We start from the raw sequence: 14293 nt of genomic DNA on the forward strand, positions 1-14293 counted from the left end.
GACCTATGGCTGACTCAGTGAAAAAGCGCCGCGCGCGGATGTCGGCGAATTCGCTGGCCGATATTATCGCCTGGCCCGGCGACAAGAGCGACCTGTTCCGCGAGATCGGGCGGTTCGTCTACGAATACTCGCAACTCGAGTTCGACCTGCGGAATATCTTCCGGAAGAAGGTCGGTATCGACTTCGAGCACGACGACATCATGACCGCCGGGTTTGACTTCGCGAAGCTATGTGCGGCCCTGGTAGCTGTATCCGCGATCGAGGAGGATGGCGACGCCGACCCTGTGTTCAAGAAGCTCATGGGCAAGTGTCACGACGTGAACGCGGTGCGGATCGCGGTTGTCCACGGCCGGTGGAGCTCGACGTTCGGCGGCGACCGCGCCATTCACATCGCGCGCGGAAGCATGAAGCAGCAGCGCATGTTCGAGTATGAGGGCGACCTCGACGAACACTCCGACGGCATCGTGAAACTGCGCGCCGACATCGCGGGGGCGGTGCGCGCCGGCGACGAGCGCAGAGGGCCGCCGAAGAAGAAGCGAATCCTCCGGAAGAATAAGGCCTGATCTCCCTCAGATTCTAGGACTTTCACTCAAGGTTTCACTCGCACCCCGCAGGTGGATCTCAGGCTGTCGTGCCATTTCGCTTGTCTGTCGGAATGGTGGGTGCACTTGGGATCTAGTCATGGACCTCTCGCGTGTGAAGCGAACGCTCTCCCGCTGAGCGCTCGCAGCCGATGGCGTGGCGCAGACCTCGTGCGCGGCGTCCCGATGGCCTCTCCCTAATGCTGCCATCATGCCCCTGTCTTGCCCGACGGAGCAAGTCGATTCGGAAAATGCGTAACCCATTGATCCGACTGATGTCGGCTACTGTGCATGGGGTTGTTTTCGACATTTTTGATTTGGGCGGGTGACGGCCGCCAGGCATTGGGGATCGTCGGCAACCGGCAGGGTCCAGGAGGATGAGGATGGATGGTGGGCGCACAAGGGATCGAACCTTGGACCTCTCCCGTGTGAACCACAATCCGTAGACCCGAGCTAACCAAATCCGGCCATAGTTGAGGTGTAAAAACTCCTTAAATTAATGAGAGTTATGGCCTACTGCGGCTATAAGAGCCCATACCTGACCTTACTACATTTTGTATGCCCCCGTTGTGCCCGCCGCGGATATTCCCTTGGGGCACACAAACGGGGGAGGTCTGAGACCCGGTTCTGTTCGAGGCTCACCGCCCTTCTTGCGGGGCACACTGGGGCACAGAGAGAGGGAAGGAATCATGACGGAGCCGGCCAACCAGCTGACACTCACCGATGCGGTGATCCGCAACGCAACGCTGCCGCCGGGTAAGGCGCAGCATTATCTCCACGACGACAAGCTGCCCGGCCTCGCCTTGCGCATGCGCGCCACCGGCGGCCGGACCTGGGTCTACCTCTTCACCAAGCCGGGGGTGAGGGGGACCCAGCGCAAGACCCTCGGCGCGTGGCCCAAATATAATGAGAAGGCCGCCCGCAAGGCCGCCACCATCGCCGCAGGCGAAGTCGTCAAGGGCTTGGACCCGAACGACGCGAAGCGCGAGGCGAGGCGGCAACAGGCAGCCGAGAAGCAGCGCACCACGCTCGCGACCCTCATTGTTGAAGATGGTCCTTACCAGACGTCTATGACCGAACGTCAAGTCGTCAACTGGAAGCCAGCAATGTCGGCGCTGCGGCGCGGGCTCAAGGATCACGCCGAGAGCGGCGTGGGGGACCTGACGCGACGGCAGATCATGGCTGCGGTCGATAAGATTGCCAAGACCGGCAAGCGTGGTGCAGCCAAGGACTTGCGCAAGCACGTGCATACTTTGCTCGAATGGTGCGTCGGTGAGGGCTATGTCGAGCACAACGTGCTCGCCGGCTATCGCGCGCCCAAGGAAACCCGCGCGCAAAGGGTCGGACGCCGAACGAAGGGCCGCGCGCTGACCGATGAGGAAATCATCAAAGTCTGGGATGCATCCGGCAAGCTCGGGGCTTTTGGTCTCCTGGCTCGCATGTGCCTGCTCGGTGGCCCGCGCCGCAGCGAGCCTACCATGATCGAGTGGCGAAAGCACATCATGGATGACCGTATCACCTTCGATGCGGCGTGGACCAAGATGGGCCTGCACCACGACGTGCCGCGCACCCACCTCGCAAACGAGGTGCTCGCGGCCGCCAAACACTTCCAGCGCGCAACGTCCGACTATGTCTTCCCGTCACCAAAGACCGGCGGCCAGATGTCCGGGTTCACCAAGATGGTCAACCGCCTGGTCAAGGAAGCGGGTGTTGCCAAGTTTACCATGCATGACCTAAGGCGCAGCTTACGAACCGTCATGTCTCGCTGCGGCTACGACAACGAAATCCAGCGGCTGTGTGTCGGGCAAAGGCCAAGCGGAATCGATCAGGTCTACAATCACGACGAACAGTGGATCATCCGCAAAATGGCGTTCGAAGCGGCTCACGACTACATTGCGGAGTTGGTCGGCGCGAAACGGGTCGGCAAAATCGTGCGCCTGCAGCGGACGAATCCGCTTGACCCGATCAAGGCCGAGCTCCTCGGCCGTCTCCGTGAGCATTATGCGGCTGAGGCATCTTAGTGGTCTTATCGCACTTGGCCAGATAGTCGCGTACCGCATCGACACGATAGAGGGGGCGGCCATCGACGTAGCGCCATTTCAGCGGGTGGCTCGGATTGCGCCGCCACTGCTCCAACGCGCCGGGCGTACGCCGGATGACCGCGGCCGCCTCAAATGCCGTCAAATTAGAGCTGCCCGGCAGCGTATCGATATCGAACGTCGCGGGCGGCGGCATGCCACGGTTCTTGCGACGGCGATTCGCCCGCGGTATTTTGCTGGAACCTGCCGACCCAAATGCCTCGATCCCAATCTTTTCGTCTTTGCCGCGCATGCCTCCGCCCCGAACCATGATCGGTCTGGGCAATAAGATCGTAGGCTGCTCCGGCAAGAAAGAAACCAAGTGCGCAGGTATGGTTGCTGGGTAGCTGTGGCGTACAAATAGGACGAACCGGTTCCAGCCCGGCAGACCTTCGGCCTCATAACCTGAAGGTCATAGGTTCAAATCTATCCCCGCAACCAAATTTCTGATGTAATACAACGGGTTGGCGAAAGCCTAACCCTTTAATTTTTCGTAAATGGCCTAGCACGCGCCTAGCACAAAATTCGACTTTTTGGTTGCCTGCGCTAAAATGCACGTGGAGGTGCATGATGGCCAGGCACGAGCTTCTAGGTGGTCTGATTCAGGTATACCGGCGAAACGGCCGGTATTGGCACTGTTCGGCCTCCATCGACGGCCGCCAACACCGCAGCACGACCGGAGAGGAAGATCTCTCCCTCGCCAAGCAGTTTGCGGAGGACTCGTTTATCGGTCTTCGTGGGAAGGCGCGGGCGGGGCTGTTGGTGAATGAGAAGACCTTTCGCCAAGCCGCTGACCAATTCCTGAAAGAGTATGAGGTGATCACCGAGGGCCAGCGCAGCGAGCGCTGGGTCCAGGGTTACGAGATCAGGCTTCGCCTGCACCTGTTGCCGTTCTTCAGGCAAGGTGCAGGAATATCGCCTGCACCGGATCGCAACGTCTAAGACCGGCAAGGCGCCCGCGCGCAGCACTATCCACGACGAGGTCGTGACGTTGCGGCAGGTGTTGAAGACTGCCATTCGCCATGAATGGCTCGCGCACCTGCCGGACTTCTCTCCTCCTTATAAGACTTCGGGGAAGGTGGTGCATCGGCCGTGGTTCAGCCCCGAGGAATACAAGCAGCTCTACGAAACCACGCGGGCGCACGCGAAGGCCAGCCAGATCCACCACCGTTGGAGTGCCGAGCAATTGCATGATTACGTCCTGTTCTTGGCCAACACCGGCTTGCGGCCGGATGAGGCCAAGAACCTCCAGCATCGCGACGTGACCATTGTTGAGGACGAACGTAGCGGCGAGCGCATCCTGGAAATCGAGGTGCGCGGCAAGCGGGGCGTCGGCTACTGCAAGAGCATGCCGAGCGCGGTGCGACCCTATGAGCGGCTGCTAGGCCGCGCGAAATACGTGAAGCAGGGCAGAGCGCGGGTGCGGGCGAAGCTGCCGCCCTCTAACGAGCCGCCGCAGTTGCCCAAGCCGACCGACCACGTGTTTCCGGGCAATCACATCAAGATGTTCAATGCCCTGCTTGATAGGAGCGAGTTGAAGCTGGATCGGGATGGCAATCGGCGGACCGCATACAGCCTGCGGCATACCTACATCTGCATGCGCCTGATGGAAGGGGCGGACAGCTACTAGATAGCGAAGAACTGCCGAACCTCAGTGGAGATGATCGAGAAGTTCTATGCGGCGCACATCAAGAACAGGCTCGATGCTTCCGCCATCAATGTGCGTCAGGCCAAGCCCGCTCCTCGCAGGCAGTTGAGTGAGGTCTACCAAGCGCCGGTTGATCCTGAGGCGCAGGATTTTGTCTGAACCTAAATCAACATAAAGAAGCGCCGAAACCGCTGGTGGAGGCTCTAAATTCTTACTGGGCCGAAGGGCCCGATCTTTCTTACGAACCCGTTTAGCGGTTCGCCTTTGGCGCGCAGGCGCTCTCCCCTTGATCTTGAAGGCGATATTACGTCAGTATTGCAACCACTGCGTTATCCACATTGATTCCCTACTGGTACGCGTGGGCAGCACTGGAGCCCAAATTCGCGTCACGTTGCTGGTCACTCAATTCTATTTGGAACAAGGTTATATATGCGCCGCGATTACCGCCTTTACGAACTTAGCGAGAGCGAATTTGAAGAGCTTGTCGTCAAGATCTGCGTGAAGTGGCTCGGGGAAGGCGTCACACCGTTCGCGCCAGGCCGCGACGGAGGTCGTGACGGAAAATTCAATGGCAAGGCTGAGTGCTTTCCCAGTACCACGCAGCCTTTGGAGGGGGATGTCGTACTCCAGGCGAAGCACGTCGCCGTATTCGACAAGTCGTGCTCGGATAAGGACTTTGAGCGGCTCCTGAAAAAGGAGCATGCCAAAATCAAACGGCTGGGGAAGAAAGGATTGTGTGACCACTACATGGTCTTCACCAACCGCCGCTATACCGGCGGCGCCGACGAGAAGCTGATAGCTGGTCTTATGGCGCTTGGCGTGAAGAGTGCTCATATCATCGGGATCGAACGCTTGAATACTGCGCTGGATGATATGCAGCAACTCCGAGAGTGGCTGCCGAACAGGAAGGACACAATCCCATTCCGGTTTGAGCCTGACGACCTCATTGAGGTTATCGGTGCCGTTCACGACTATGCTGATGGCTCGGTGATGAGCGCCTTCAACAGCGCGCGCGACTTTGAGAAGCTCAAGCTGCGAGAAGAGAAAAACAAGATCAACGGACTTTCAGATGACTACTATAACCAGGTCATCGTGAATAACTCATTCCCGCACTTTTCGCGGATAGACCATTTCTTGAGCAATCCACGGAATACGGAGATTGCCGCTCTCTATCACGATAGCGCTGACGAGCTGAAGCAAAAGATTTTGGCCGCGCGCCCGCAGTTTGAAACCTTTGATAGCGTCTTTGCTTTTCTAATTGAGGAGATTCAAAAGAAACGTGTCGCTTTGAAGGGCAAGCGGCGTATGATCAGCGTGATGCTTCACTACATGTATGCCAACTGCGACATCGGATCGAAAAAACTTCCAACAACACCGATGACCGACAATGCTCACGCCTAGAAAACACCTCAACTTGGATGTCTCCGTGCTGCGAATCGCGGCCATCATGCTCCGTGAGCTTAAGAAGCGCGGCGTGATGGAGTTCGAGCGTCTGCGGGGCATTGTCATCAGGCGCGTCGGCGGGGATGGAGAAATCACATTTTTGCCTGCACTAAGCTTCCTATACCTGATGGGCAAGATTGAATATCACGCAGAAAACGACGTCATAGAGTACAGGGCGAACTGACATGCAGATCAGTCGCATTTACTCCAATAAGGATGACCTCTTTCATCCGATAGATTTCAATTTCGGCAAGCATGCTGATCGTCTCAATGTCATTTTTGGCGATGTTAAGAAGCCTAAGGACAAGAAGCGCGACTCCCACAACCTCGGCAAGACCACCCTTCTTCATCTTATCGAATTTCTAATGCTCAAGGGCACCGCTCCGGAGCAGTTTCTGGTCAAGCATCAAGACCGCTTTGCTGGCTATCAGTTTTTTATCGAGGTAGCCCTAAACTCAGGTGAGTTTGCTACCATTCGACGGGGTGCGGACAACCCCAACAAAGTTGCTCTGACAAAGCACGCCGAGAGCGGCAGGCGGTTGGTTGACCTGCCTGACGACCAATGGGATCACGCCGAGCTGAGTCGCGAGGAGGCCGTCAAGCTGCTGGACGGCTGGCTCGACTTGAAGGTCCTAAAGCCATACGACTACCGAATGGCCATCACGTATTTCTTGAGGGCCCAAGGTGATTTCAGCGATGAGCTTCAGTTACAGAAGTTCCAAATGGGTAAGGACGCACACTGGAAGCCGTTCGTTGCTCACCTCTTCGGCTTTAGTGAATCGCCGGTGCAGCGCAAGTACGAGCTTGACGACTCCATCGGCGCGCTGAAGCAGCGCCAGGCTGAACAGGCGGCAGAAGTCCAGTACCGGGAAGAGGACCTTCCAAAGCTCCAGGCGCAAATCTCTGTCTTGCGGCAGCAGGTGGAAGAACTTGAGGCTCAGCTTGACGCCTTTGAGTTCGACGCTGAAGAGCGCCGTATCATGAAAAACCTCGTCGATGAGGTTGAGGGTGAAATCTCAGATATCAACGAGCGCCTCTACAACATCAACTACGATGTTAGGCAGATTGATGTGGCGATGGAGCATAAGGACCGGTTCGATCTGGACGAGGTCGCAACCATATTCTCCGAATCCAATATTTTGTTCGCCGGTCAGGTGAAGAAGCAATACGAAGACCTGGTGGACTTCAATAAGAAGGTCACTCGCGAACGAAACGCCGCCTTGAGAACCCGCAGGACAACGCTCGACAAGGAGCGGGTGGAGCTAGAGTCTCGCAAGACCAGCTTGGATCAACGGCGCGAGCAGCAACTTCGAGTTCTGCGCAGCACAGACACGTTTGATAAGTTCAAAACCTTGCAGCGCGAACTCTCCGAGCAGAAAGCGCAACTTGTCTATCTCGATGAGCAACGCAAGAAGCTTGAAGTGGTGGCGGCCACCGCGCTGCAGGTGCGTGAGAGCGAGCGGGAGCGGGGCAGAGTAGTCGATGAAATCAAGGCGATGGTTGCTAGGCCGACGCCGATCTATGAAAACTTCAGCCGCGTCTTCAACGCTTACTGTCAGCGAGTGCTTAGTCACGAGGGCATTTTCTACTTCCATGTAAACTCAAACGGTAATTTCGATTACACCATCGGTCTCGGGACCCCAGGGCAAACCGGGAAGACGTCCAGCCAGGGAGAGGGGACCAGCTACAAAAAGCTGGTTTGCGCACTTTTCGACTTGGCGCTGCTAAAGGTTTATGAGGACGTTGGTTTCTTCCACTTCGTGTACCATGACGGTATCTTTGAAGCTCTTGATGATCGAAAAAAACTCGCACTGTTGGAGGTCGTACGCGAGCAAACTAGTACGATGAAGATCCAGTATATAATGACGCTGATCGCTTCGGACCTCCCGCGTATTGATGAGAAATCCCCACCGACGTTCGCAGAGGACGAGGTCGTGCTCCGCTTACACGACGATGGGGCCGATGGGCGCTTGTTCAAGATGGCCGAGTTCTAGTAATCTCCCGCTATAGAGCTAAGCTCCGTGTCCGGTGGATATTGGTACCAGTAGGGTATGGGAGCTGATCGACCATCCCCCATCTCTTGTTCAAGACTTTCTTTAGTTAGCGGAACAAGTCTTTCACTCACATGGAGATCATAGTTTCCGCTCCATATGGTGCATGGAATGGCGCCCCTTATATCTCCCGCGTCGAAGACAAACTGCGAAGCCATTTCTCCTTCTCCGATATAAACCATGCGCATCAACATTGGAGCCCGGAATTCAATCCTGGCCTGCTGAAGCTCAGGACTCTCCTCTGGTAACAAGGAGGCTTCCAGCTTCGTCAGGGGATCTCTGTCATCAGCGCGAAGCGGCCTGTCATCTTGAAGGCCGAAGTCTGGTGTTGACGGCTTCTCTGGCTCCTTGACCCCGACAGTCAGATCGTCGATCGGTCTGCCTTTCTTGAACACAAGATAATTTCTGCAGGCTTGAAGAAAGCCGGATCGCCGCGGCCAGGGAACGCGAATCTTTTCGAGATCGACGTTCCATTTGATTGCGTCCGCAACGGTATCGATTGATAGGAACTCATGGGGCTCTTTCAGGAGGATCTCAACGGCAAGGTGAGGCGGAAGCCGAGGACCAAGAACACGCAGCATTTCTCGAACTGCTTTTCTGCCTTCGGCAAACGTTCCCGGTCGCCGCCGTTGGGGATGCGGAGAATGAAAAAAGACAAATCCTCCAGGCTGCAGAATTCGGTGGTTGGTCACGTCCGAATATGGAACGCGGCTCTCGCCTGCCAGGAAGATAAACGCGCATGCGGACACACAGGAGCTTCCCTTCTTGACCACCGTCGCTATCCCATCCTCTCTAACAGCCGCGGCGATCTTTAAGGCCGCAGAGAGTTCGCCTCCGTTCTTGCTGTCCAATTCGAGCCGAATCTGCAAATAGCTGGGACCTGATATCTCGTAAATAAGATCCGGATTGTCTTTCTCGAACAGGGCTTTTTTTGCCGCTGCCAGTTTTTTCAGGAAGATGTCTCCATCTTCCGTCTCGATAAAGCCGGTCAAAGAGATGGTGATCGCGCCCACTGCGTCGGGCGCTCGATCCGGAAATGTGACGTCTATTGTCGCGGCTCTGACCACCGCGGACGTGATCAGCAGACTACCAACAACGAAGCCACGAAGCAGATTCCACGAGAATATGCGCATGGCCGCTTTCCCACTACGGAGCGAACTCCCAGTATTTGGGCGGCGGCGGGTTGGCCGGTACCGGTATGATCTGCCGAAGCCGCTTGTTTGGTGGCCGTACACCATCGAGCAGCAATCCCATGTCATCGATCAATGACCTGTTGGTGGCGAACGTGTCATGGTTCAGTCCAAACAACTCGTCGCCCATTCTGGTGACGTCGATTGAATCAATTCCCGGCAACGTTAGCGGCTTACCATACACATATCCCGCTCGCGGCACGTTTCTTGCCGCCTTCATAGATGCCAGAAGTGTCTTGTCTGAAGCCGATGCATACAACGTCACACCAGTGAGCAGCCCCTGAACGCCTGGAACGAACCGCATAAACTGGTCCTTATCGACGTCCGGCGCGGCCAGAATCCATTCACCGAACTTCTTACTGTCCTGAGAGGACGCTTGGCCTCGAAGCGCATTCAGCACAAGATAGTTGCCCATACTGTGGGCCACAATATTTACCCGCCTTATCCCAAGCTCATCACGAAGCAATCGGAGAAGCTCTAGAAAGCTATCGCTGTCAGTCAGGGCGCTATCTCGATCGTAGAGATAAGACCGCGCCAAATCGAGCGGGTTTCTCGCGTTACCCCAAGAAGGCCACGAGTACAAAACAGGCAAGCCCTTGTACTGGAGATCCCAGAAGACCTGAGCGGCTCTATATACGGCATCGTCAAAAGTGTTGTTGAAGCCGTGTACAAACACGAGCGCTTCGGTAGTGCGCGCCGCCTTAGCCGTATCAGACCACGTAGGCTTTCCGATAACGCCTTGCCTAGAAATTACAAAGTGCTTTCCAGGATCGAGTTTCTCTTCATAAGTTCCGATGAGTGCCTCGCGGATTTTCGGGACCCGTACGTTCCCCATCTTGTGGTCGTCCGGAATCCTAACACGAAGACCGCCGAATGTGATGGTTGTGCCTCGCTTTTCGCTAAACGACTTCTGCTCACGTGCTCTCGTCGTCGCAAACAAAAAGTCGATCGTGCGCGGATCAGGATCTGGGCCTGTCGCTAACGCGGCACCTGCACTAACCATTGGCTCTTCCCGCAGATTACTCCCAAATGCGAGATTTGGTCGGTTACTTTCGAAGATTCGAAAGTCGATTCGGAAAGCGAAGGCGTCTATCAGGCCGACCTCCGTATTGTAGCCGATGAGATAATAGCTCCGTTGGCCTCCAGCGGCGACAACTGCGCCCGGATCACCGCGCAGCAGGTCATGAGTCAGCTCTACTTCAAAAAAGTACCTTGGTTTCACGTACCCGCTGGCAATGACTGAGGCTTTTCGGGGCAAGGACAAGTCTTGGACTTGTTCGGAAAGCTTGTCGCCATTCACCGACAGATGCTCGAATATCTTTGACTCAAGAACCGGCCTGAAAGCAGTTAAGTCATTGGATCCAAAGGCCAAGAAGATATCCGTTGCAACCTGCACAGGATCTGCTGCACCCAAGTCGGGACTTTGACTTCCTTGGGTCGCAAGGGCCAGAGGCGCGGGCGCCTGCGGCCATGCCGGTGAACACACGAGGTAAAAAAAACTCAATACGGCTAAAACCGGAATACGGCACTTGATCATGATGGCCTCGAAGCGATTTTTGAGAGACCCGGAATTCCCGGACGATCAATGCGAGTGAGGCCAATTTTGCTCTATGGGAGACCGGTTGTATATCTCTCTATAAACAATCTTTTTCCTGGCTATATCTCTCCCAAGCGTTTTCTGCGATTGCGAGATGTTCCTTGCGGACGGCACTCGGCCCCGCATCCCGCCTTCGGCGCCGCTATACTGTTGCTCCTCTCCAGCAGCTCGAGGGTGAGCACGTCCGCCCCGGTACTCCCCACGTCATTGTAGCCACCTGCCCCATACCAGGGAGCGAACAGCCACCGACCGCGGAAACCGTCCAGGGTTGGTTGAGGGACGGCCTCGCGCATGTCGCATTTAGAGGGCACGCGGTGCTCTACGATGGCGGGAGGCGCCACCCTCTCACTGTCGAAGAATGGCAGGAGCAGCACTGCCGAGCCGCCGAAGGGCCGTCCCTGCATTGATGTCGACCAGCATGGCATCTATGGGCATGCGGCAATCATCCTCACGGGTTGTCAACCTTTGGCGAACATGGTGGAAGCACTGTAGGAGAGCACGCACATGACGACACTTTTCACCGTTGGATACGAAGGTTGCAAGCCATCCGACCTGTTCGCGAGCCTTCAGAAAAATGGCGTCAAGCTGCTGATCGACGTCCGAGACGTGCCGATTTCGCGCAAACCGGGCTTCTCGAAAACTGCCCTTGCGCAGGGATTGGATAAAGCCGGTATCCAATATCTGCACCTTAAGGGGCTTGGCGATCCGAAGCCCGGGCGGACGGCCGCCCGGGAGGGCCGGTTTTCTGATTTCCGCCGAATATTCGCGGCACACATGATGACTACTGCGGCGCAGCAAGCTTTAACTGATGCTCTCTCGGCCGCCTCGAAATCCGTTGCATGTTTGCTTTGCTTTGAACAGGATCACACCAATTGCCACCGCTGCATCGTCGCTGATTCGATGGTGAGGCGCGGTAAGTTTAAGCTTGTTCATTTGAGCGCAGCACCGTTAGCCGGTCACAAAGTGCCGAGGGGCCGAATTTCCTCCGATGACAGGACACCCGCCCACATGGGGTAGCACCGAGGCAATAGTGATGGTGAAGGCGGCGCCGCAGGTCGGCCGACGTCATGGTGAAACGGTCTGCTGTGCTGGGATCGATCTATACGGCAATTGGCTCAGATTGTATCCGGTGTCCTTTCGAACGCTCGAGCAGTCGAAAAAATTTGGCCGCTGGGATCGAATAAGGTTCAACTGGCGACTGCCTAACGATGATAGGCGGGTCGAGAGCCGCCGAGTGGATCAGCAGTCAATCGAGATTGTCGGCAAGCTGAAGAAATCGGAGCGAGCGGCGTTTCTTGCAAAGGCCGTCGTGACAAGCTTGGCGCGGGAACGCGAGGCCGGCAGAAGCTTTGCGCTTCTCAGGCCCGAGATCATTGCATTCAAGATCGAAAAAAAGGATGCAGCAGAAGTCAAAGTGGAAAAAGAGCTATTCGATTCAATCCGCGCGCAAGATGACCTTTTCGCGAAGCAAGTGACCAACAACTACAATCCCTGTCCGTATAATTTCAAATATCGCTACCGAACTGACGACGGTATTCGCGAAGGTACGTGTCAGGATTGGGAAATCGAGGCCACGTATCATAATTGGTCGCGCGACTATGGTGATCAGCGAGCGCTTTCCGACATGGAGCGAGTGTTCGGGAAAGAGTATCCGGAGAAAGGAATGCTCTTGGCGATGGGTACCCACTCACTCCATCAAGACACATGGCTCATCAACGGAGTGGTGCGCCAAGACGATATTGACCAAGGTTCAATGTTTTAACTCACTCTTGGATTCGACATCGGCCTGACCTCATGGTTGTATGGCCAATGGCACCTTCGGCACACGCACGCCACGCTACTGAGGGGGCAACCCTTCTAGCGTTTATTGCATTCCGCGTAGTAGCCACCGTTGTCTTGGATCCACAGCATGCCTCCATTCGAACCGGTAGCCTTGTTGGCCACATACTGATCGCGACAAGTCAGCATTCGAGCTTGTCCGGGTTCCTCCGACGAGTAGCTGGGCGAAACGTCCTTTGGGAAGACGACCGGTGAGCGGAACGTTTGTGGGCTGACCGGGGGTGCGGCCGGCGGCTTGCTCTCGACAGGGGTTACCGGTTGACCCCATGCCGAAAAGGCGGATGCAAAGACGTCCGCGCCTGACGGTCCCTTCTCGATCGCTAAAATGGCACGGCGCTGCGTCTTGTATTGGAGCGGCATGTCGAACCAAGAGCGGTCGTTCAGCAGCTGTAGTTCCGGGAGCGGTCGGCATCGACGTTTGACAGTCCGACGAGGAAAAAGCCGTCGGTGACTTTGACAGCTAATCCGTCGTTCGTGAAGAACGTCCCTGAGCACCGTTTTACGCAAGGTGTGGTTGCGATAGGTGGCGACAGAGTATCCATAACAGGCCGCATAAAAGTTCGGTGAGCCAGCGGCGGAGCAGGCTGAAGTTGTAGCCGGCGGCGGCGAGCACGGCGTTGGTGCGGTCGCCGTCGCGACCCTTGAGATGGTTACGGCGCATTCGGTGGTCGTCCTTGAGATGGCCGATCACAGGCTCGACGGCGGCGCGACGCCGCATCTCGCGGCGGATGGCTTTGGTGACACGGCGAACCTGGCCGCTGATCCAGACCTTGAATCGGTCAGGATAGTTGTGGCCGCGGTAGCCCTTGTCGCCGTGGATGCGGCGCGCTGCAACACCAGTGAGCTTTTCGAGGTCGGCGATGACGGGACCGAGCGTGTGGCCGTCATAGGGATTGCCGTGCAGGGCCTTGGCATGCAGTACGAACTGCCCGCCTTTGGGCGCGGTGGCAGGCGTGGCAATCGAGACTTTGCAGCCAAATTCGTAAGGTGCCCGGGCCTTGCCTTTGCCGATGCACTCCACCTCGGGGGCGTGCAACGAGTAGACCTTGGGACCGCGCTGACGCTGCTCTTGATGGCGAACCCGGTGGGCGAGATCGAGCAGCGGACCAAAGCGATCCTCAAGCGCAGGGTCGCCCTCGATCTTGCGTCTGATGTCACGGATGATGCGGCCAAGCCGGGTGCGCAGGAATTTGAGCTCTCGCCGGGCACGCTTGAACTGGTGGGCATGCGTGTAGCGTCCCACCATGATGGCGGCGCGCCTGGCCACGCGCAGATAGCTTTGGCGCAGTTCGACGCTCTCGCGTTTGGCCAAACCGACCAGCTTCTCGATCGCCCGGTGCATGAGCCGCGCATCGCTCGGATGCGCGATCGACTTCTCCTGTACGGTGGTATCCACAACGAGCCGCTCGAGATCTTTGGTCTCGATTGCCCCAGTTCGATGCGCCACCGAGAGGCTTTCTTGCAACAGCGCGGCGATCTGCTCCTCACCCAGCCGCTGGCGCCAGCGGGTCAGCGACGAGCGATCGAATGGCAAGTCGTGCCGGAACACCACCTCGCCGCAGAAATACTGAAAATACGGGTTCTCGACCCCCGCACAGCGCCTCGTCAGAGAGATTGTGCATGTGCTTGAGGATGAATAGTCCGGCTACCAATCGTGTCGGCAACGGTGGCTGCCCCGGACCGAGGCGACAGACCGAACTGAAGCGTCCCGCCAGGAAGTCCCAATCGATCTCCGCCGCCAGACGCACCAACGGATGGCGAAGGTTGATGATCTTCTCCAGAGATGGACGAAACAGATCGTCCTGACGATCGTCGCGCGGATGGCTCATGGGTTCTCCCCAACAGCGAATCTCGCCGTCAAAGGAA

Annotated in this window: 13 protein-coding genes and 1 pseudogene; 10 read left to right on the top strand and 4 right to left on the bottom strand. The window is 56.8% G+C overall.

Going from position 1 to position 14293, the window contains the following annotated elements:
• Positions 1-5: 5 nt before the first annotated feature.
• Complete coding sequence (locus AB5K84_RS09680; protein ID WP_011089953.1) at positions 6-563, top strand: hypothetical protein; 558 nt, start codon at positions 6-8, stop codon at positions 561-563.
• 707 nt (positions 564-1270) lie between these two features.
• The gene (locus tag AB5K84_RS09685) at positions 1271-2602 is read left to right on the top strand and encodes a tyrosine-type recombinase/integrase (RefSeq protein WP_014492323.1); all 1332 of its coding nucleotides are present in this window, start codon (positions 1271-1273) and stop codon (positions 2600-2602) included.
• Here the strand turns inward: AB5K84_RS09685 and AB5K84_RS09690 are convergent.
• Entirely contained in the window at positions 2547-2912 is a 366-nt protein-coding gene (locus AB5K84_RS09690) for a hypothetical protein (protein ID WP_014492324.1), read from the bottom strand. The genes AB5K84_RS09685 and AB5K84_RS09690 overlap by 56 nt on opposite strands.
• A gap of 317 nt (positions 2913-3229) precedes the next feature.
• Between AB5K84_RS09690 and AB5K84_RS09695 the strand changes: the two genes are divergently transcribed.
• The 6 genes from AB5K84_RS09695 (at position 3230) to AB5K84_RS09720 (ending at position 7744) form a co-directional block, all read left to right on the top strand.
• Complete coding sequence (locus tag AB5K84_RS09695; protein ID WP_074077759.1) at positions 3230-3601, top strand: hypothetical protein; 372 nt, start codon at positions 3230-3232, stop codon at positions 3599-3601.
• Entirely contained in the window at positions 3564-4289 is a 726-nt protein-coding gene (locus AB5K84_RS09700) for an integrase (protein WP_011089949.1), read from the top strand. Before AB5K84_RS09695 ends, AB5K84_RS09700 begins: the two co-directional genes overlap by 38 nt.
• 30 nt (positions 4290-4319) lie before the next feature.
• On the top strand, positions 4320-4466 hold the full coding sequence (locus tag AB5K84_RS09705) for a hypothetical protein (protein ID WP_018641673.1): 147 nt from the start codon (positions 4320-4322) through the stop codon (positions 4464-4466).
• Between the two features lie 270 nt (positions 4467-4736).
• Positions 4737-5708, top strand: a complete 972-nt coding sequence (locus AB5K84_RS09710) for an ABC-three component system protein (RefSeq protein WP_018641672.1) — start codon at positions 4737-4739, stop codon at positions 5706-5708.
• 25 nt (positions 5709-5733) lie between these two features.
• Positions 5734-5934, top strand: coding sequence for an ABC-three component system middle component 8 (locus AB5K84_RS09715; protein WP_441232389.1), 201 nt, complete (start codon positions 5734-5736; stop codon positions 5932-5934).
• A gap of 1 nt (position 5935) precedes the next feature.
• Positions 5936-7744: a DUF2326 domain-containing protein gene (locus tag AB5K84_RS09720; protein WP_018641670.1), complete on the top strand. Its 1809-nt coding sequence runs from the start codon at positions 5936-5938 to the stop codon at positions 7742-7744.
• On the opposite strand, the gene AB5K84_RS09725 is transcribed toward AB5K84_RS09720, so the two are convergent.
• Both AB5K84_RS09725 and AB5K84_RS09730 read right to left on the bottom strand, forming a co-directional pair.
• Positions 7741-8934 carry a hypothetical protein gene (locus tag AB5K84_RS09725; protein ID WP_028159538.1) on the bottom strand — a complete coding sequence of 398 codons (1194 nt, stop codon included), beginning with the start codon at positions 8932-8934 and terminating at the stop codon, positions 7741-7743. The two genes, AB5K84_RS09720 and AB5K84_RS09725, sit on opposite strands and share 4 nt — an antisense overlap.
• A gap of 13 nt (positions 8935-8947) precedes the next feature.
• Entirely contained in the window at positions 8948-10528 is a 1581-nt protein-coding gene (locus AB5K84_RS09730) for an alpha/beta hydrolase (RefSeq protein ID WP_049826435.1), read from the bottom strand.
• 564 nt (positions 10529-11092) lie between these two features.
• Here AB5K84_RS09730 and AB5K84_RS09735 point away from each other — a divergent pair.
• Both AB5K84_RS09735 and AB5K84_RS09740 read left to right on the top strand, forming a co-directional pair.
• A complete protein-coding gene (locus AB5K84_RS09735; protein WP_018641667.1) occupies positions 11093-11605 on the top strand; it encodes a DUF488 domain-containing protein in 513 nt (170 codons plus the stop codon).
• A gap of 16 nt (positions 11606-11621) precedes the next feature.
• Positions 11622-12350, top strand: a complete 729-nt coding sequence (locus AB5K84_RS09740) for a hypothetical protein (protein WP_131234201.1) — start codon at positions 11622-11624, stop codon at positions 12348-12350.
• A gap of 576 nt (positions 12351-12926) precedes the next feature.
• Here AB5K84_RS09740 and AB5K84_RS09745 read toward each other — a convergent pair.
• Positions 12927-14256, bottom strand: a pseudogene (locus AB5K84_RS09745) (IS5 family transposase).
• Positions 14257-14293: the final 37 nt, after the last annotated feature.

Origin of the sequence: Bradyrhizobium sp. 1200_D9_N1_1 (genome assembly GCF_052075915.1) — a bacterium.
In the GTDB taxonomy this organism is placed as follows: Bacteria; Pseudomonadota; Alphaproteobacteria; order Rhizobiales; family Xanthobacteraceae; genus Bradyrhizobium; species Bradyrhizobium diazoefficiens.

Coding starts and splice junctions, on each gene's coding strand:
- AB5K84_RS09705 (WP_018641673.1), top strand. CDS start 4,320: ATGATCGAGAAGTTCTATGCGGCGCACATCAAGAACAGGCTCGATGCT.
- AB5K84_RS09735 (WP_018641667.1), top strand. CDS start 11,093: ATGACGACACTTTTCACCGTTGGATACGAAGGTTGCAAGCCATCCGAC.
- AB5K84_RS09720 (WP_018641670.1), top strand. CDS start 5,936: ATGCAGATCAGTCGCATTTACTCCAATAAGGATGACCTCTTTCATCCG.
- AB5K84_RS09710 (WP_018641672.1), top strand. CDS start 4,737: ATGCGCCGCGATTACCGCCTTTACGAACTTAGCGAGAGCGAATTTGAA.
- AB5K84_RS09680 (WP_011089953.1), top strand. CDS start 6: ATGGCTGACTCAGTGAAAAAGCGCCGCGCGCGGATGTCGGCGAATTCG.
- AB5K84_RS09740 (WP_131234201.1), top strand. CDS start 11,622: ATGGTGAAGGCGGCGCCGCAGGTCGGCCGACGTCATGGTGAAACGGTC.
- AB5K84_RS09695 (WP_074077759.1), top strand. CDS start 3,230: ATGGCCAGGCACGAGCTTCTAGGTGGTCTGATTCAGGTATACCGGCGA.
- AB5K84_RS09730 (WP_049826435.1), bottom strand. CDS start 10,528: ATGATCAAGTGCCGTATTCCGGTTTTAGCCGTATTGAGTTTTTTTTAC.
- AB5K84_RS09685 (WP_014492323.1), top strand. CDS start 1,271: ATGACGGAGCCGGCCAACCAGCTGACACTCACCGATGCGGTGATCCGC.
- AB5K84_RS09725 (WP_028159538.1), bottom strand. CDS start 8,934: ATGCGCATATTCTCGTGGAATCTGCTTCGTGGCTTCGTTGTTGGTAGT.
- AB5K84_RS09690 (WP_014492324.1), bottom strand. CDS start 2,912: ATGCGCGGCAAAGACGAAAAGATTGGGATCGAGGCATTTGGGTCGGCA.